This window comes from Corynebacterium tuberculostearicum (genome assembly GCF_013408445.1).
Classification (GTDB): domain Bacteria; phylum Actinomycetota; class Actinomycetes; order Mycobacteriales; family Mycobacteriaceae; genus Corynebacterium; species Corynebacterium tuberculostearicum.
In genome coordinates this window covers 2,302,956-2,320,594 of sequence record NZ_JACBZL010000001.1, presented here as the reverse complement: position 1 = coordinate 2,320,594, position 17,639 = coordinate 2,302,956, and the positions used below count along the sequence as shown (strand labels likewise).

Annotated in this window: 18 protein-coding genes; 13 read left to right on the top strand and 5 right to left on the bottom strand. The window is 60.2% G+C overall.

What is annotated here, in order from left to right; all coding sequences use genetic code 11:
• The first annotated feature begins 11 nt into the window (after positions 1-11).
• The 6 genes from BJ985_RS10990 (at position 12) to BJ985_RS10970 (ending at position 6,050) form a co-directional block, all read left to right on the top strand.
• A complete protein-coding gene (locus BJ985_RS10990) occupies positions 12-1,004 on the top strand; it encodes an ABC transporter ATP-binding protein (RefSeq protein ID WP_040424855.1) in 993 nt (330 codons plus the stop codon).
• Between the two features lie 175 nt (positions 1,005-1,179).
• Entirely contained in the window at positions 1,180-2,430 is a 1,251-nt protein-coding gene (locus BJ985_RS10985; protein ID WP_179387463.1) for an ABC transporter substrate-binding protein, read from the top strand.
• A 122-nt stretch (positions 2,431-2,552) separates the two neighbouring features.
• Positions 2,553-3,557, top strand: a complete 1,005-nt coding sequence (locus tag BJ985_RS10980) for a carbohydrate ABC transporter permease (RefSeq protein ID WP_373366778.1) — start codon at positions 2,553-2,555, stop codon at positions 3,555-3,557.
• Positions 3,557-4,378, top strand: a complete 822-nt coding sequence (locus tag BJ985_RS10975) for a carbohydrate ABC transporter permease (RefSeq protein ID WP_005322533.1) — start codon at positions 3,557-3,559, stop codon at positions 4,376-4,378. The genes BJ985_RS10980 and BJ985_RS10975 overlap by 1 nt, the downstream gene beginning before the upstream one ends.
• Complete coding sequence (locus tag BJ985_RS11800; protein ID WP_236587053.1) at positions 4,378-4,563, top strand: hypothetical protein; 186 nt, start codon at positions 4,378-4,380, stop codon at positions 4,561-4,563. Before BJ985_RS10975 ends, BJ985_RS11800 begins: the two co-directional genes overlap by 1 nt.
• A complete protein-coding gene (locus tag BJ985_RS10970) occupies positions 4,560-6,050 on the top strand; it encodes an alpha-amylase family protein (protein ID WP_179387462.1) in 1,491 nt (496 codons plus the stop codon). The genes BJ985_RS11800 and BJ985_RS10970 overlap by 4 nt, the downstream gene beginning before the upstream one ends.
• Positions 6,051-6,162: 112 nt before the next feature.
• Here the strand turns inward: BJ985_RS10970 and BJ985_RS10965 are convergent, their stop codons facing one another.
• From BJ985_RS10965 to BJ985_RS10955, 3 genes are read right to left on the bottom strand one after another with little or no spacing between them, the layout of a single operon-like run.
• Positions 6,163-6,741 carry a hypothetical protein gene (locus BJ985_RS10965; RefSeq protein ID WP_005326721.1) on the bottom strand — a complete coding sequence of 193 codons (579 nt, stop codon included), beginning with the start codon at positions 6,739-6,741 and terminating at the stop codon, positions 6,163-6,165.
• A 2-nt stretch (positions 6,742-6,743) separates the two neighbouring features.
• Entirely contained in the window at positions 6,744-7,316 is a 573-nt protein-coding gene (locus tag BJ985_RS10960) for a hypothetical protein (RefSeq protein ID WP_005322542.1), read from the bottom strand.
• A gap of 32 nt (positions 7,317-7,348) precedes the next feature.
• Positions 7,349-8,617 carry a hypothetical protein gene (locus tag BJ985_RS10955; protein WP_179387461.1) on the bottom strand — a complete coding sequence of 423 codons (1,269 nt, stop codon included), beginning with the start codon at positions 8,615-8,617 and terminating at the stop codon, positions 7,349-7,351.
• Positions 8,618-8,967: 350 nt separating this feature from the next.
• On the opposite strand from BJ985_RS10955, the gene BJ985_RS10950 reads away from it, so the two are divergent.
• From BJ985_RS10950 to BJ985_RS10930, 5 genes are read left to right on the top strand one after another with little or no spacing between them, the layout of a single operon-like run.
• Positions 8,968-10,428 carry an acyl-CoA carboxylase subunit beta gene (locus BJ985_RS10950; RefSeq protein ID WP_179387460.1) on the top strand — a complete coding sequence of 487 codons (1,461 nt, stop codon included), beginning with the start codon at positions 8,968-8,970 and terminating at the stop codon, positions 10,426-10,428.
• Positions 10,429-10,436: 8 nt separating this feature from the next.
• On the top strand, positions 10,437-10,646 hold the full coding sequence (locus BJ985_RS10945) for an acyl-CoA carboxylase subunit epsilon (RefSeq protein WP_179387459.1): 210 nt from the start codon (positions 10,437-10,439) through the stop codon (positions 10,644-10,646).
• Complete coding sequence (locus tag BJ985_RS10940; protein WP_179387458.1) at positions 10,646-11,233, top strand: Maf family protein; 588 nt, start codon at positions 10,646-10,648, stop codon at positions 11,231-11,233. The genes BJ985_RS10945 and BJ985_RS10940 overlap by 1 nt, the downstream gene beginning before the upstream one ends.
• Positions 11,234-11,264: 31 nt before the next feature.
• Positions 11,265-11,681 (top strand): DUF3151 domain-containing protein, encoded by a 417-nt coding sequence (locus BJ985_RS10935; protein WP_179387457.1) that lies wholly within the window; start codon positions 11,265-11,267, stop codon positions 11,679-11,681.
• A gap of 15 nt (positions 11,682-11,696) precedes the next feature.
• On the top strand, positions 11,697-12,437 hold the full coding sequence (locus tag BJ985_RS10930; RefSeq protein WP_179387456.1) for a hypothetical protein: 741 nt from the start codon (positions 11,697-11,699) through the stop codon (positions 12,435-12,437).
• Between the two features lie 111 nt (positions 12,438-12,548).
• Here the strand turns inward: BJ985_RS10930 and BJ985_RS10925 are convergent, their stop codons facing one another.
• The gene (locus tag BJ985_RS10925) at positions 12,549-13,442 is read right to left on the bottom strand and encodes a DUF4282 domain-containing protein (protein WP_179387455.1); all 894 of its coding nucleotides are present in this window, start codon (positions 13,440-13,442) and stop codon (positions 12,549-12,551) included.
• An 87-nt stretch (positions 13,443-13,529) separates the two neighbouring features.
• Complete coding sequence (locus tag BJ985_RS10920; RefSeq protein ID WP_179387454.1) at positions 13,530-14,591, bottom strand: Cj0069 family protein; 1,062 nt, start codon at positions 14,589-14,591, stop codon at positions 13,530-13,532.
• 247 nt (positions 14,592-14,838) lie between these two features.
• Between BJ985_RS10920 and BJ985_RS10915 the strand changes: the two genes are divergently transcribed.
• Both BJ985_RS10915 and BJ985_RS10910 read left to right on the top strand, forming a co-directional pair.
• Positions 14,839-15,702 carry a sulfurtransferase gene (locus tag BJ985_RS10915; protein ID WP_179387453.1) on the top strand — a complete coding sequence of 288 codons (864 nt, stop codon included), beginning with the start codon at positions 14,839-14,841 and terminating at the stop codon, positions 15,700-15,702.
• Between the two features lie 156 nt (positions 15,703-15,858).
• Positions 15,859-17,622 carry an acetyl/propionyl/methylcrotonyl-CoA carboxylase subunit alpha gene (locus BJ985_RS10910; protein WP_179387452.1) on the top strand — a complete coding sequence of 588 codons (1,764 nt, stop codon included), beginning with the start codon at positions 15,859-15,861 and terminating at the stop codon, positions 17,620-17,622.
• Positions 17,623-17,639: the final 17 nt, after the last annotated feature.

Sequence of the window (17,639 nt, the reverse complement as noted above, 5' to 3'; positions counted from 1 at the left end):
GTGTGTTGCGCATGGCAAAGGTCACTTTTGAAAAGGTCAACATCACCTACCCCGGCGCGAGCGCGCCCACGGTAAAAGACTTGGACCTCGATATCGCGGACGGCGAATTCCTAGTCCTCGTTGGTCCATCGGGCTGCGGCAAGTCTACGACGCTACGCGCACTGGCGGGCCTGGAACCTACCTCCAGCGGCCGCATCACCATCGATGGCAAGGACGTGACCAACCTGGAGCCAGGCGATCGCGATATCGCCATGGTCTTCCAGAACTATGCCCTCTACCCGCACCTGACGGTGGAGGAAAACATGGGCTTTGCCCTGAAGCTGGCGAAGCTCCCCAAGGCCGAGATCAAGGCCAAGGTGCACGAGGCGGCGGAAACGCTCGGCCTGACCGAGTATCTCAAGCGCAAGCCCAAGGATCTGTCCGGCGGTCAGCGCCAGCGCGTGGCCATGGGCCGGGCCATTGTCCGCGAGCCGAAGGCCTTCCTCATGGACGAGCCGCTGTCCAACCTGGATGCCAAGTTGCGCGTGCAAACCCGTGCGGAGCTGGCCAGCTTGCAGCAGCGCCTGGGCACGACGACCGTGTATGTCACCCACGACCAGGTGGAGGCTATGACCATGGGCGACCGCGTGGCGGTCCTCAAGGACGGCGAGCTGCAGCAGGTAGCCCCGCCGCGCGAGCTTTACGACGCCCCCGCGAACGAATTCGTCGCCGGTTTCATCGGCTCGCCGGCGATGAATATCTTTGATTACAACGGCTCCCGCGTGGGCGTGCGCCCGGAAAAGATGTTCATCAATAAGGGCCCAGTGGGCTTCCAGGGCGTCGTAGACATCGTGGAAGAGCTGGGCGCGGAGTCTTTTGTCTACGTCACCGTGGGCGAAAATCGCCTGGTCGCCCGTGCCGAAGGTACCCCACCGCAGCGCGGCGAGGAGGTAGTGCTGACCTTCAACCCGCGCGAGGCGCACCGCTTTGATCCGGAAACGGGCCGCCGCATCGCGCAGGACTAGTTCTAGCGGAGGCTAAGCCGCGGAGAACGCTGGGCTCGGGGACGCAGGTACGCGCCCCCGCCACCCACAGCCCCTTTTCTACCCCCGTTTAGAGTTAAATAGGCCAAAATTATCCACCTTTTGGTTTCCGTATTTTAGGTTTAAAGAACCGAAAGTTTTCCGAAAGGTGAATTCCATGAAGAAATTCCTGCTTCGCACCACCGTTGCGACTACCGCAGTCTTGGCACTGGCCGGCTGCTCTTCTTCCTCCTCCGATTCCGCGGCGGGCGGTTCCTCTGAGGGCGGCGCGGATGCGCGCGGCCCCATCACCTTTGCCATGGGCAAAAATGACACGGACAAGGTGACCCCCATCATCGAGAAGTGGAACGAGCAGCACCCAGACGAGAAGGTCACGCTCAAGGAGCTGGCCGGCGAGGCCGACGCCCAGCGCGAAACCCTGGTGCAGTCCCTGCAGGCAGGCAGCGATGACTACGATGTCATGGCCCTCGACGTAGTGTGGACCGCGGAGTTCGCCGCCAACCAGTGGCTCCAGCCGCTCAATGGTGACTTTGAAACCGATACGGATGAGCTCTTGCCGGCGACCGTGGAGTCTGCCACCTATAACGATGTGCTCTACGCGCTGCCGCAAAACACTAACGGACAGCTACTTTTCCGCAATACCGAGCTCGCAGATAAGGCACCAGAGAAGTTTGCGGATCTTAAGTCCGCGTGCGAGGCACTGGACAAGGGCAAGGACTGCCTGACCACCCAGTTCAAGCAGTACGAGGGCTTGGCACTCAACACCGCTGACTTTATGGAAGGCTGGGGCGGCTCCGTCTTGGATAAGGACGGCAACGTGACCGTGGATTCCAAGGAGGCCAAGGACGGCCTGCAGGCCATGGTGGATGCCTACAAGGAGGAGACCATTTCCAAGGACTCCACCGCCGCTACCGAGGAAGAAACCAATATGGCCTTTACTGAGGGCAAGACCGCCTTCGCCATGAACTGGCCATATATGTACTCCAACGCGGTTGATGCCGGCGTTGACGTCGAGGTTCAGGCCCCGCTGGGCAAGGACGGCGTAGGGGTGTCCACACTGGGCGGCTATAACAACGGCATCAATATCAACTCCAAGAATAAGGGCACCGCGCTCGACTTTATGAAGTTCATCATCAACGAGGACAACCAGAAGTCCTTTGCGGAGCAGTCCTTCCCGCCGGTCTTGGCTTCCATCTACGATGACCCACAGCTGCAGCAGGAATTCCCGTACCTGCCGGCACTCAAGGAATCTCTGGAGAATGCGGCACCGCGCCCAGTTTCCCCGTTCTACTCGGCAATTTCTAAGGCCATCCAAGACAATGCCTACGCTGCATTGACGGATGGCAAGTCGGTGGATGATGCCACCGCCGATATGAAGGCAGCCATCGAATCGGCTTCCCAGGGCTAAACGCCCAATCCGGGTGAGGTAGGCGGACACCCCGCCGCCTCACCCTTTGTGGTTTTCACTCCCCTAATGGGGATAGAATCTAGCCAATACTTAGCATTTCTTGAACAGAAAGGCGGTCCAGCGTGGCTATAGCTTCGCCGACTGCGTCCAAGGGGGCGCCGAAGGGGGCGTCGGCAAGCGCGCCGAAGCCCCAGCGCAAGAATTATGGACGCGTGGCCGGGCTGATTGCTCCGGCGCTCATCGTGCTCGCCGTCATCATCGGCTACCCCATCATCCGCGCCATTGTCCTGTCCTTCCAAGGCAATAGGCAGCTCAACCCGCAAACGGGGCTTTTTGAGGAGGGCGGCTTTGCCGGGCTGGAAAATTACCTGTACTGGATTAATAACCGGTGCGTTTCCGGCACTGGTCAGATTTCTACCTGCCCGCCGGGCGTTATCGCCACGGATTTTTGGCCGGCGGTAAAGATTACGCTCTTTTTCACCATCGTTACCGTGCTGCTGGAGACCATCCTGGGCATGCTGATGGCGCTCATTATGAATGGTGAGTACCGCGGCCGCGGCCTAGTCCGTGCGGCGGTGCTCATTCCTTGGGCCATTCCTACGGCCGTCACGGCTAAGCTTTGGCAGTTCATGTTTGCCCCAGAGGGCATCGTCAACTCGTTGCTCGGTGCACAGATCGCGTGGACCACGGACCCGTTCTACGCCCGCTTGGCCGTCATCATCGCGGACGTATGGAAGACAGCACCATTCATGGCGCTGCTCATCCTGGCCGGCCTGCAGATGATTCCCAAGGACGTTTACGATGCCGCCCGCGTGGATGGTGCTAACCGTATCCAGACTTTCTTCCGCATCACCCTCCCGCTAGTGCGCCCGGCGCTCATGGTGGCCGTACTCTTCCGCACCTTGGACGCGCTGCGCATGTATGACCTTCCGGTCATCATGATTTCTAGCTCCTCCAACTCCCCCACCGCGACCATCTCCCAGCTGGTGGTAGAGGATATGCGCCAAGGTAATTTCAACTCCGCCTCCGCGCTTTCCACCCTTATTTTCCTTCTTATCTTCGTCGTCGCCTTTATCCTCATCCGCTTCCTTGGCGCGGATGTCTCCGGCAGGAAGGCAGCTAAATAATGCGTAAATTCGGACACTACGCCGGCATCGTCTTCATCATGTTCTGGGGTCTCGCGCCCTTTTACTGGATGCTGGTGACAGCGCTGCGGGATCAGCGATTCACCTTCGATACCACCCCGTGGCCCACCCACGTCACGCTGGATAATTTCCGCGATGCCTTGGCTACCGACAAGGGAAATGACTTCCTGGCCGCGCTGGGAAACTCGCTACTTATCTCCCTGGTTACCACCGCTGTGGCCGTGCTCATCGGCGTCTTTACCGCCTATGCACTCTCCCGCTATGACTTCCCGGGGAAAGGAATCGTGACCGGCATTATTCTGGCTGCCTCCATGTTCCCGGCCATTGCCTTGGTCACGCCACTGTTCCAGCTCTTTGGCAACCTGGAATGGATTGGCACCTACCGCGCAATGATCATCCCCAATATTTCCTTTGCGCTTCCGCTGACGGTTTATACACTGCTGAGCTTCTTCCGCCAGCTGCCTTGGGAACTAGAAGAAGCAGCCCGGGTGGATGGTGCCTCGCGCTCCCAGGCTTTCCGCCTCATCCTCCTCCCTCTGGCGGCGCCGGCGCTATTTACCACCGCGATCATCGCCTTTATCACCACCTGGAATGAGTTCATGCTGGCCAAGCAGCTCTCTACCACCGATACCGAGCCGGTGACCGTAGCCATCGCACGATTTTCCGGCCCGTCTGCTTTCGAGTACCCCTATGCCGCCACCATGGCCGCCGGCGCGTTGGTGACCATTCCATTGGTCATCATGGTGCTCATCTTCCAGCACCGCATCGTCGCCGGACTGACCGCGGGCGGTGTCAAGGCCTAATGCGCCGGGCCATGCTGTGGGATACCGCCTTAGGTTTCCTCGGTTTCTTTAGCGTCCTCGCGGTTATTCAAGCTGTACTCAATCTCTTCCACGACTCCCCCGCCCTCTGGCCCGGCCTTCTTGCCGGTGCCCTGTGTCTCCTTACCTATCTGACCTGGCGGGCGAAAAGAAAGGACCTCTCATGAGCTGGTACCACAATGCCGTCTTCTATCAGGCGCTCGTCGGCTCGTTTAAGGCCGATGGGGATAAGGAGGTAGGCACGCTGCGTGGGGTCATCGATAAGCTGGATTACTTGCAGTGGCTCGGCGTGGACTGCCTGTGGCTCTCGCCGTTTTATGCCAGCCCCTTGCGCGATGATGGCTACGATATCGCGGACTACTACTCCATCCATCCGGATTACGGCACGATGGAAGACTTTGAAGAGCTCATTGCGCAGCTGCACGGCCGCGGCATGCGCATTATGACGGATTTGGCGCTCAATCACACCAGCTCCGACCACCCGTGGTTCCAGGCCTCCCGCACCGATCCCACCGGTCCCTATGGCGATTTCTATGTGTGGGGCGATGATCCAGAGCGCTACCCCGAAATCCGTGTCATTTTCACCGACGTGGAAACCTCCAATTGGACCTGGGATGACCAGCGCGGCCAGTACTACTTCCACCGCTTCTACTCCCACCAGCCGGATTTGAACTACGATAACCCGGCCGTGCAGGAGGAGGTGTTCAAGATCTTGTCCTTCTGGATGGACAAGGGGTTGGACGGCCTGCGCCTTGATGCTATTGCTTACCTCTTTGAACGCGATGGTCTGGGTGGCGAGTCCCTGCCGGAAACAATTGAGTTTGTGGAGAAGATTCGCTCCTTCATGGACACCCACTACCCGGACGCGGTGCTCATCGCGGAGGCCAACCAGCCTCCGGCCGAGACCATGCAGTTCTATGGCAAGGGTGAGCGCTTCCACATGGTCTTCAACTTCCCGGTTATGCCGCGGTTGTACCAAGCATTGGCGCTTGCCGACGCCACCCCGGTCTACTCCATCCTCGACGAACTACCCGCCCTGCCGGATGGCTGCCAATGGGGTACCTTCCTGCGCAACCACGATGAGCTCACCCTGGAGATGGTGGACGATGACGTGCGCGAGCTAATGTATGAGGCTTTCCTCCCCGATGATGAAATGCGCGCCCATGTGGGCATTGCCCGCCGGCTGATGCCGCTGATGAACGGTGATCGCCGCAAGGTGGAGCTCATGTTCTCGCTGCTGATGACCCTGCCGGGCGCACCGTTTATCTACTACGGCGATGAGATTGGCATGCTCGATGACACCACGCTCCCAGACCGCTATGCGGTGCGCACCCCAATGCAGTGGGACGATTCCGAGCACTCTGGTTTCAGCACCAAAGCACCTTCCCGCCTTCCGATTGTGGGAGGTACCTCCGTGGCCGCCCAGCTTGATGACGCCACCTCGTTGCTCAACACCGTTCGCTCCATGATTGCCGAGCGCCATGCCCATCCGGATCTCGGCACCGCTCCGTGCGAGCCGGTCGAGACGGGCGAGGAAGCCGTCCTTGGCTATCAACGCGGCGATCTGCTGTGCCTGCACAACTTCAGCGATCGCTCCATCGACCTGGGCCCAGTAGAGCTCGGGCCGTACGGCTACGCCTGGCTGCCAGCCTAAGCCTGAGCGCGCAGCTGCAGCCTCCTCTCCTACTGGCGCACTGCGCAACCCACAGAGAAAAGCGCCCTGTCGGTCCTTATGGGCCGACAGGGCGCTTAATAGTTGTGGTGGCCTAGTTCCACTCAGGCGCGTCTTCGAGGCGCAGCTCGGAGTAGCGCGCTTCTGGCACAGAAGCCGAATACGGCTTGCCCTGGGCTTCCCACTGCTGGTCGGAGTTGCAGCGCACGTCCTGACCGTCAGTGTCGAGCATGGTAAAGCCCCATACCAGCTTGCCCTGCGAGTTCGCAGGCAAGGTGTACGGGCCAACCACCTGGTTTAGCTTCCAGTGCTGCTCGCTGACGTAGTTGAAGCCATAGGTCTTGGTCAGCACCTTGGCCAGCTCGCCGGTGCCCTCAACGGATCCGGAGACCTCGATGGTCTGCGTGCGAGCCTGGGTAACAGTGTGCTTGACCGGTACTTCCTCGGCGTTGCGGTTTGCCACGCTAGTAGCGTCGGTCTGCTTGAACCAGCGGCGCTTTGCGGTGACGTAGGTGCCGTTTTCACCTGGCGTCGAGCAATGCGTGCCTGGCTTGTAGTCGTCGTTCCAGCGCTGGGGCAGCTCAAAGTCCCCACCGAAATCAGCGGCGTGGGCAACAGGAGCGGCCACCAGGCTCAGCGCCGCGAGGGCGCTAGCGATGGACGTCTTGCTCACGTTTAGCCCCAATCGTTGTTATCGCGGGTGGAGACCTCGATGTGGCGCTCCTTCGGCAGGGTGGCGGTGAAGGTGCCGCCGTTGGCCTGCCACTTGTGGTCGGAGCCGCACACGGTCTTCTGGCCCTCGAAGTCAGAGACAACCCAGCCGGCGCGCAGGACGGCGGTCTTGCCCGGAGCGATGTTGTACGGACCAACCTGCTCGCCTACCTCGTAGGACTGGCTATCGGTGTAGCTGGAGGAGAAGGTGAAGTTGATGAGGTCCATCAGCTTGAAGTCAACGCCGGCGGAAACATTCCAGGTCTTGGTTTTGGTTTCCTTGATAGAACGGGTAACGGGCAGCGGCTCATCGTTGTAGTTGGACACGGTCCAGGAACCGGCGGAGCCATCGAAGTAGGTGCGCTTGATGTCAACGGTCTGGCCGGTGTCGCCCGGGTTGGAGCAACGCTCACCGATGGTGGTCGGGTTGGCCGGGCCGAGGTCGCGCTGCGGCAGGGCGTTAGCGGCCGGAGCGAAGATGAGGCCGGAAGCAACGGCAAGAGCCGCGGTGGTAGAAGCAATCTTGGACTTGAACATGGAACTTTCTCCTTGTGTAGGTGTGGTGGGGTTTAGTAGATGGTTTGGGTGGAAACCGGCAGGTCACGGAAGTCGTCCGGAGTGACGTCCTCGGTGCGGGTATTGCCGGCCTTATCGGTGATCTTGGCCTCGGCCCAGAAGCCGCTCGGGGCGGAGGTCTGCTTGTAGTTAGAGGTGAGGTCGTAGTTTCCGCTCTTGCCGCAGTGAATCTCGCGGTAGTTGATGCGGGTCATGGTGGTGCCATACTCCACACGCACGCGCTCGCCTGGCTTGAGGTCGACGTGCTTAAGCTCGGTGCCGACCGGCATGTAGGCGCGCTTTACGGCACCGACGGACTCCAGCCAGCCCTTCGGAATATCGCCGCGGTTGCCCTGCCAGTTGGTGTATGGGGCGTGCTCGGCGCCAACGACGAAGTCAGTTACCGGTGCAAACTCGTAGTCACCCTTGGACCAGTTGAGGAAGTCCGTGGAGTAACCAGCCTTGCGGTAGGTCGGCTTTACAGCGGTGATGTCCAGCGGGTACCAGGAGCTATCGCTGGCTTCACACTTATCGCCTTCCTTAGGCCAGGAGGGATCGCGCTGCAGATCCGCAGAAGGCTGCATGATCTCATCCTTCTTCGGATCGGCGATCTTCTCTAGGCTCGGGCCGGATACAGAGGTGTAGTTACCCTCGATCGGCTTGGAGTTTGCACCCGGGGAACGGGAGGGAATTTCCATGGCCAGGTCGGACACGGAGCCGTCCGCCTTGATGATGTAGGCAAAGGCGTAGCGCTCGGCCGGGCCCTTACCGCGGATGACGTTAGAGCCTGGGATATTTTCCAAGCGGTCATCGTTGCAGCCTACGAACATGGAGATGAAGTCCTTTTCAATCACGCCGTACTCGACGCGGAAGGACTCACCCGGCTTCAGCTTCACTGGGCCGAAGGTTTCTTTATCGCGCCAGCCGTTGGTCATCTTCAGACCGATATCGGACTTAGCGGTGGTGTCCCAACCGGAAGGCAGCTTGGCCTTGGAATTGGCTTCAATCTCGTGATTGGTACCAGTTTCTACCTCGGCGGTGTAGGGCACTTCTTGGTTGGTGGTGTTTTTAAACTGCAGGGTGCCGTCACTCATGTAGCGGCGGCCGGTTTCTGCAAAGCGCCATTCGCGCTCTGCATTATCGCCGGCGGCACTGCAGCTCTTGTAGAGGTTGGAAATGGGATATGCCTGCGGCATCGGGGGAACATCTCCCGCGTGTGCCACTGGCGTGAAGAGAGCCGCTACGGCGAGCGGTGCGAGCAAACGCAGTCCCTTTTTAATCACCAGAAGACCGTCCTTAATAGATCGTTAAAAATCAGGGGAAACATTCATGAAGACTCAGGCAATCATAAGGGCTTACGGGGCACACATCAATAGTTGAATGAAAATCTTTCTAATGCTTTTATCCACCTTGAGGTGCAATAATGGGCACTCACCTGCCCAGCACCGTTAAATGTTTACAGTGGGAACCACCCCCAGATTAGGGCCCTTTGGCCTAGTGTCACCCAAGGAATTCCCAGGTTTTATGCACCGCCCACACTGTGGTGGCATTTGCCACCCAATCATTTTCCGCACCGCGTCCCCGCAGCGTTCCATTCCGCATTGACCGGGGTGCGCTAGTAATGTGGGGGCCTATGACTGACCTGAAAACCACCGCCGGCAAGATCGAGGACCTGGACGCCAAGCTCGCCGAGTCCCGCGCGCCGCTGGGAGAAGGCGAGCCGGCCGCCCGCACCCGCGTGACGCAGCTGCTCGATGAGGGCTCCTTCGTAGAAACGGATGCGCTGGCCCGCCACCGCTCGACCGATTTCGGTCGCGAGCATGACCGCCCCTATACCGATGGCGTGGTCACCGGCTACGGCACTATCGACGGCCGCCGCGTGTGCGTCTTTAGCCAGGACGGCGAAATCTTCGATGGCACGATGGGTGAGGTTTATGCCGAAAAACTCACCAAGGTATATGACCTTGCCATCAAGACCGGTGTTCCCATTATCGGCATCTATGAATCCACCGGCCCGCGTGTACAAGAAGGCATCGTCACCATGGCTGGATACGCCCGCCTCATGGCGCGTGTCTCCCAAGCCTCGGGCCTCATTCCGCAGATCTCCGTTATCGCGGGCAATACCAGCGGCATTGCGGCGTTCGCGCCGACGTTTGCTGATGTCCTCATAGTCACCCAAGGCACCGCCCTCCACCAGGCTGCCAGCCACGTGGCCGGCGCGGAGCCAGAGACCTTTGGCGGCGCCGCAGCCCACGCGGAGTCCGGCACCGCTCACCTGGTAGCCAGCGACGACAAGCAGGCTTTGTCCCTGGTGCGCGACGTTCTGGCCTACTTCCCCGCCAATAACCGCGCCGAGGCGCCGCGCGTGGAGGCCGGTAGCGTCGCGGACTTTGATCTCAATAGCGTCATCCCGGATACCGCCGCGCAGGCCTATGACATGAGTGATGTCATCAAGGCTGTCGTCGATGAAGGCTCCTTCTTCGAATTATCCGCCGAGGCCGCACAAAACATCCTTACCGGCTTTGCCTACATCGACGGCCGCGCCGTCGGCATCGTTGCCAACCAGCCGCTAGCGCTGGCTGGCGCCCTAGATTCCGCCGCCGCAGAAAAAGCCGCGCGCTTCGTGCGCACCTGCGATGCCTTCAACACCCCCATCGTGGAATTCGTGGATTCCCCAGGCTTTGTGCCTACCCCGGAAGAAGAAAAGGCCGGCCTGCTGCGGCGGGCGTCGAAGTTTGCCTATGCGCAGGCTGAAGCGAGCGTCGGCAAGCTCACTGTGATTACCCGCAAGGCCATTGGCCCGGCCTACGTATTTATGGGTGCCAAAGACCTCGGCGCGGATTTGGTCTACGCATGGCCCACCGCGGAAATTGCCGTCACCCAGGCCTCCCAAGCTTCCCTGGCGATTTATGGCTCGGAGGACAAGGAAGAGGAGATGGACGAGCTCTTCTTGCACCCATATGCCGCAGCGGAGCGCGGGCTGGCCGATAATGTCATCGAGCCAACGGCAACCCGCCACTACCTGGTAGAGGGCCTGCGCCTGCTAGAGCGCAAGGCCGTAGCCCAGGTACCGAAGAAGCACGGAACCGTTTAGGAGGGCACATGTCTGCACCTGAAATCAAGGTAATAAAGGGCAATCCCACCGAGGACGAACTCGCGGCCCTGCGCACAGTCTTAGCGCAGATGAGCGCAAAGCACTCGGGTGCTACCGGCGAGCGCAATGAATGGGGCAACCCAGCCGAGCGTTTCGAGCGCTTTGGCGCGCAGCGCGTCTACAACCCCTCCGCCTTCCATACCGTGCGGTACTTCTAATGCGGCTTATCCTTGCCTCCCAATCACCCTCGCGCGCGGCTATCCTGCGCGGCGCGGGCGTGGAGCCCGTATTAGAGCCGGCCGATATAGACGAGCGCTCCCTCGAAGCCTCGCTCGCGGGCCACCCACCGGCCGATATCGTGGCGGCCCTAGCGACCGCCAAGGCCGAAAAGGTAGCCGCACGCTACCCCACCGAGCCCGTCATCGGTGGCGATTCCATGCTGCTACTCGACGGCGAGCTACAAGGCAAGCCCCATACCGAGGAAGCCACCATCGAGCGCTGGCACCAGCAAGCCGGCCGCACGGCCGAGCTGCTTACCGGCCACTGCCTCATCTTTGGCGATAAGCGCCATGTGGAAACGTCCACCACCACGGTGCACTTTGCTCAGGCCAGCGAGGCCGATATCGCAGCATATGCCCACTCCGGCGAGCCTCTCCACTGCGCCGGTGCCTTCACCTTGGAAGCAATGGGCGGCTGGTTCATTGACCGCATCGAAGGCGATCCTTCCTCCGTTATCGGTTTGTCCTTGCCAGTGGTGCGCCGCGCGCTCTACGCCTTTGATCTGAACGTCTCCGATTTCTGGTAGCCGCGCGTCGGCGTCGCTACAGTGGGGTGGCATGGAAATGAAAGACATGCTTGCCCCGAAACCCATTGAGCTGCCGGCCGATCCCGGCGCGGACTCCACCGCAGATCTCGCCGCCGGCATCGTTGCCCACCCGGATTCTCCGCTGCTGTGGGCACTGCTTGCAGAACAAGAACTCAAGCAACAGGAGGGCGCCGAGCCAGCCGCTTTCATCACCGCATACGCCTACGCGCGCACGGGCTACCACCGCAGCCTCGATCGCCTGCGTGGTAATGGTTGGAAGGGTTGGGGCCCTGTCCCCTTCTCCCACGAGCCGAACCAGGGGGTCCTGCGCGCCATCGCCGCACTCGGCCACGCTGCCAAGGCCATCGGCGAGGACGACGAGTATGACCGCATTCGCCAAATGCTTTCCGACGCCGACCCGGACTCCGTCGCCACCCTCCTCGACTAATCCTGGAGTTCCCGCATGCCTGCCGTGACACCACGCTGCCTACGCCGCTTCTCCGCCGCCGTATTGCTTGCTACTACCCTGCCGCTCGCGCTAAGCGCCTGCGGTGCTCAGGAGGATTCTTCTTCCTCCCCAGAGCCGGTCTTTTCCAGCCAAGCACCTGCCGAGGATGAATCCTCCGGCGGGGAGGATGCGGATTCCGCTGCAGCACCCTCCCCGTCCGAGTCCACCGACGGGGGCGAGGAGGAAACCACGCAGCAGCAGGATAAGGCCAAGGACAGCGAGTGCACGGAGCTCCCCAACGATCCGCGCAAGGTCTACGCCTCTGGCACGGCCCCTGGGCGCATGCCCGCTGATGACGGCAGCGATTTCAATTACTGGATCGCCGATATCGATAACTCCTATGACCCGTGCGCCACGATTAGCTGGATCATCTTCCGCGGCTCAATGGGCGATTTAAACGGCCCGGCAGGCACCGGCGCCTCGATTACTGATGGCATAGCCTTCTACGTCAATGGCGCCCCGGCCAAGGACATGTCCATCTTCCACAAGGTAGAGAGCATCACCCCAGTCTCAGACAACGAGGTCGATTTCACGTGGGGAGAACGCAGCCGCACCACCGCAGAGGGTATTACCGCCCACCACACCGTGCGCCTGCGGGCACAGGGCGATTCCCTTGAACCGGTGTCTGGTGAAGTCGAGGAATTCAACAAAATGTGGGTTGACCTTCCCAGCTACCAGCTTGGCACCTACGACTAACTTTTAGGCCGGCATTTAATCGCCTGGGCCTGCACTACAATGCGCCCCAGCGGAATTTCGCTGGGGCGCTCGTCGTTGCTCGCTTAATTGAGCAATCAGCTCATGACGGTGCTAGTCCATCTTGTCCAGGATGTCGCCGGTGTTTTGCGCAATGCGCACGTTCGCCACCATGGCTTCCAGAAATAGCCTGATGGCAACCATGATTGCGTAGTAGATGACAGTGCTCAGTACCGCCAGGAAGATGAACGCAAAGATGCTTCCGAAGATGGCGGACGCGGAATCTTCCTGAATGCCATAAATGCCCATGCCGGTGGCGAAAAAGAAGGCACCGAGAAGGTGAAGGATCCACATGATACCGCCAAGAATCATGGCAACCTTGTAGATTTCCTTCACGTGGGTGAGGGTCAGGAAGTGCTTGAACTCGAACTCAAATAGTCCGCCCAAAAGGCCGTCCTTCTTGCCCAAGCCCTTGAGAGTGTCACTCATCTGGCTCTTCTTATCACCGAGAGTCTGGCCGGAATCGGCAGGAGCATCGCCTGCTTGCGGGAACTGTCCGAATCCCTGGCTCGTGCCCTGCTGCTGGGTATAGCCGCCGAAAACCGGCTGATCGCTAGCGGACTGGGCGGAACCGAATTGGTTGCCGTTCGCAGCAGCGTCCGACGACGCCGAATCCGTAAATGGATTATGCGCACGGGAAGCAGCGCCCTCGCTTGGGGTGGAGGACTTCGAAGAGGCCCAGAAGTCAGAGGAGTTGCCCTCCGCGCTCGGCTTCGGGGAGGAAAGGTCACTCGAATTTCCAGACTTACCAGGCTTCTCGGTGTGGCTGAAAGGCTTCGTCTCCTTGGCATCGGTAGAGCCGAATTCCTTGGTCTCCTTCACCTCGGAGGCGCCGGTGACCCCAGCGCTTTTCGCCGCGTCCTCGGCGCTGTGCTGCGGGGTCTCGGAAAAATCGCGCGGAGAAAAATCCTTCGGGAACCCGTCGGAGTTGAAATCATTATCAGCCATAATCTGGTCCTTAGAAAATGCTTTAGGGGATGGTAGGAAAAGGCCCCACGGTCACCCGTGGGGCCACTTGGCAGAATACAGCGTGCGCTAGGCGTTCGCGTCCTGAACGCGACGAATCGCCTCGGCGGCAACCTTTTCTTGGATGCCCATGTCTAGCTCGGAAGTGAAGCCAACACAGGAACAGTTGATCTCGCCGAGGACATAGGTGTCGGTGCCATCCGGGGCATCGTCAAGCATGAAGTCCGCGGTCCAAATCAGCGGAACGTCCTTGGTATCGCCGAGCTTTTCTGCGATAACGGGGCGAGCCTTCTCGAACATCTCGAGCAACTCCGGCCAAGACTCCGGCTTATCGTAGGTGTACTTTGCGCCGGAGAAGAGCGTGGCAGAGAAGTTGTCGCCGCCTTCCGCTGGCTTCTTGTGCACGATGAATACCGGCTCATCGCCCACGAGGAGAATGCGGATTTCACCTTCCACAATGCGCGGCATAAAACGCATGTCCACCAGCATGCCGTTATCGCCCTCAATGTACTGGTCACAGAAGTCCATGAAGGTGCCCAGCTTGTAGTCATGGGTCTGATTGTCTACTGCCTCGGTGCACTTCAGGGCGGTGTCGAGCGGGAGGGCGGTGCCCGGTTCTACGGACTGGGCAAGCTCCTGGTCCGCAAGGCGCACGCGCCAGATGCCCTCACCGGTGGAACCGCGGTTCTGCTTGAGTACGCGCTCGCCATAAGACAGCGAGGTGGGGAAAGTATTGTGCAGCTCTTCTACCTCGTAGTACGCGGCGGTATCGTCCGGCACCAGCGGGGTGTCATTGAGCTTGACCAGTGCATCTTTGGCGCCGTAGGCCATCATGTCCGCCGGAGTGGACATGCCTACCAGGCCGGCGTCTGCCAGCTTGGTGAGCATTTGGAAGTAGCCCTTTTCGCCACCGGGGATATTGCCTGGGTTCACGCGAGAGATATAAGCATCAAAGTTTTCAGAAACCTGGGCGTAGATTTCCTCTGCCTTGTCTGGGTGGAAGTAGATGACCTCCGCATCCCAGCCTTGTTCCTTGATCGCGTTGACGATCGGCATGGTGTCCTTACGGTGACCATCTGCGCCTTTATCGGAGCCGCCCTCTACCTCAAATACAACGATTGCCTTGTGCACTAGCAGTTCCCTTCTTAGGTGGTGTTCATAGCACGTTTTCGCACCATATCCCAAGTTTATCCCAGCTTTTCCTCCCCCGCGCGGCCAACTGCCCCCTCCGCCTAACCCCGTCGGCCGGCGCCCCTATTTCCCGGCCGAGCCCTGTATCGCACACCACAGGAATGATCCCCGGGTGATCACCACGGGAAAATTCGGGTTAAAGTGGTGGGAGCAAATTACTAACCCTTATAGGAAAGGCAGGCGGACAGTGGCTGACGTTGATCCCTATCCCCCATTTCAGGAATACGCACACCCCGAGCGCCTCGTGTCTGCACCGTGGCTGTCCGCACGCCTAGGCATCAAGGGCCTGCGCGTCATTGAGGTCGATGAAGACTCGCTCCTCTATGACATTGGCCATATCCCCACCGCCACCCGTATCAACTTCCGCACGGAACTATTGAGCCCACTTACTCGCGATTTCATCGATGGCAAAGAGTTCACTGCCTTGATGCGGGACAAGGGCATTAATGCCGACGATACGATTGTCCTTTATGGCGATAAGTCCAACTGGTGGGCCGCCTACGCCCTGTGGGTATTTACCCTCTTTGGCCACAAGGATGTTCGCCTGCTCGATGGTGGCCGCAATGCCTGGATGGCCGAGGAACGCGATACCTCTTTCATGGTGCCGGACTTCCCCGAATCCGAATACCCCGAGGTAAGCCGCGATGATTCCGTCCTGCGTGCCTTCGTAGACCAGGTGCGCGAGTCCGAAGGAGCGCTCGTGGATACCCGCTCCCCAGAGGAGTTTGCGGGCGAGGCCACCGAGCACGATCCCAATGGCGATTCCGCCTACGGCACCACCATGCGCCACGGTCACATCCCGGGTGCCATCAACCTCGAGTGGGACCGTTCCAACTATCCCAACTCCTGCTTCCGCTCGGCCGAGGAGCTCAGGGTTAATTACGGAATGTTGGAGCCTGAATCTGCAACGATCCTCTACTCCCACGTGGGCGCACAGGCCGCACACACCTGGTTTGTGTTGACGCATCTTTTGGGATTCACAAAGACGCAGGTCTACGATGGTTCGTGGTCTGAGTGGGGCAATATGGTGAAAATGCCGATTGAGCGTTAACTTTTTCGGTTTCGCCACATAAACCCATATCCGGCAGGGATGTGGGTTTATTTTTGTTCAAAAACATCCCCACTCGCGTGCGTGAAAATTAACTCATGTTTTTGTGTGCAAGAATAGATTGCGTATTCAACCTAATGTGTTCAGGAGGTTGCTGCCGTGGCAGTAGAAACCAAAAAGATCTCTAAGGTTCTCGTGGCGAACCGCGGTGAGATCGCCGTTCGCGTGATCCGCGCGGCCCGCGACGCTGGCATTGCCTCCGTCGCCGTCTACGCCGAGCCAGACGCTAAGGCACCTTTTGCCTCGCTTGCCGACGAAGCCTTTGCCCTCGGCGGCACCACTTCTGCCGAGTCCTACCTCGTTTTTGACAAGATTCTGGACGCCGCAGAAAAATCCGGCGCCGATGCCATCCACCCCGGCTATGGCTTCTTGTCTGAAAACGCCGACTTTGCCCAGGCCGTCATCGACGCCGGCCTGACTTGGATTGGCCCTTCCCCCGAGTCCATCCGTGACTTGGGAGATAAGGTAACCGCGCGGCACATCGCCGAGCGCGCCGAAGCCCCCATGGCTCCAGGCACCAAAGATCCGGTAGCCGGCGCCGATGAGGTGCAGTCCTTCGCCATGGAATACGGCCTGCCCGTAGCCATCAAGGCTGCCTTTGGCGGCGGCGGCCGCGGCATGAAGGTGGCCTACTCCGCAGAGGAAATCCCCGAGCTCTTTGAATCCGCTACCCGTGAGGCAACCTCCGCCTTCGGCCGCGGCGAGTGCTTCGTAGAGCGCTACCTGGATCGGGCCCGCCACGTCGAGGCCCAGGTACTGGCGGATAAGCACGGCAACGTAGTCGTCGTCGGCACGCGCGATTGCTCCCTGCAGCGCCGCTTCCAAAAGCTGGTCGAAGAAGCCCCGGCTCCTTTCCTCACCGATGAGCAGCGCGCCTCTATCCACGAGTCCGCCAAGCGCATCTGCCGCGAGGCCGGCTACTACGGCGCAGGCACCGTGGAATACCTGGTGGGCGCCGACGGCCTCATTTCCTTCCTAGAGGTCAATACCCGCCTGCAGGTGGAGCACCCAGTTTCCGAGGAAACCACCGGCCTCGATCTCGTGCGCGAGCAGTTCCGTATCGCTGAGGGCCACGAGCTCTCGCTCAAGGAAGACCCGACCCCGCGTGGCCACGCGTTCGAATTCCGCATCAACGGCGAGGATGCCGCGGCGAACTTCATGCCAGCCCCTGGCACCATCGTGAAGTACTCCGAGCCAGCGGGTCCGGGCGTGCGCGTTGATTCCGGCGTCGTCCAGGGCTCCGTCATTGGCGGCCAATTCGATTCCATGCTGGCCAAGCTCATTGTCTGGGGCCCAGACCGAGAGACCGCGCTGCGTCGCTCCGCCCGCGCCCTGTCCGAGTACACGGTGGAGGGCCTGCCCACCGTTATCCCGTTTGACCAGGCTGTCGTTGCTGACCCCGCCTTCGCTGCAGAAGACGGCAACTTCGGCGTCTACACCAAGTGGATCGAAGAGGAATGGGATAACCAGCTTCCCGCCCACGATGAGTCCACCGATGCCGAAGCCGCCGACGCAGAGCCTTCCCAGGTGCACACCGTGGAAATCGACGGCCGCCGCATCGAGGTTGCCCTCCCCGCCTCCTTCGGCGCCAATGGAACCCCACGCAAGAAAAAGAAGCGCAAGGGCTCCGGCGCCAAGGCCGCCGTATCCGGCGATGCCGTTACCTCCCCAATGCAGGGCACGGTCATCAAGGTCAACGTCGAAGAAGGCCAAGAGGTCGCCGAGGGCGAGGTCCTCCTCGTGCTCGAGGCCATGAAGATGGAAAACCCCGTCAAGGCACATAAGGCCGGCACCGTTACCGGCTTGGCCGTGGAAGCAGGCGCTTCTACCACCAAGGGCAGCGTACTGCTGGAAATCAAGTAGCCTGCCCCGCTAGCCTT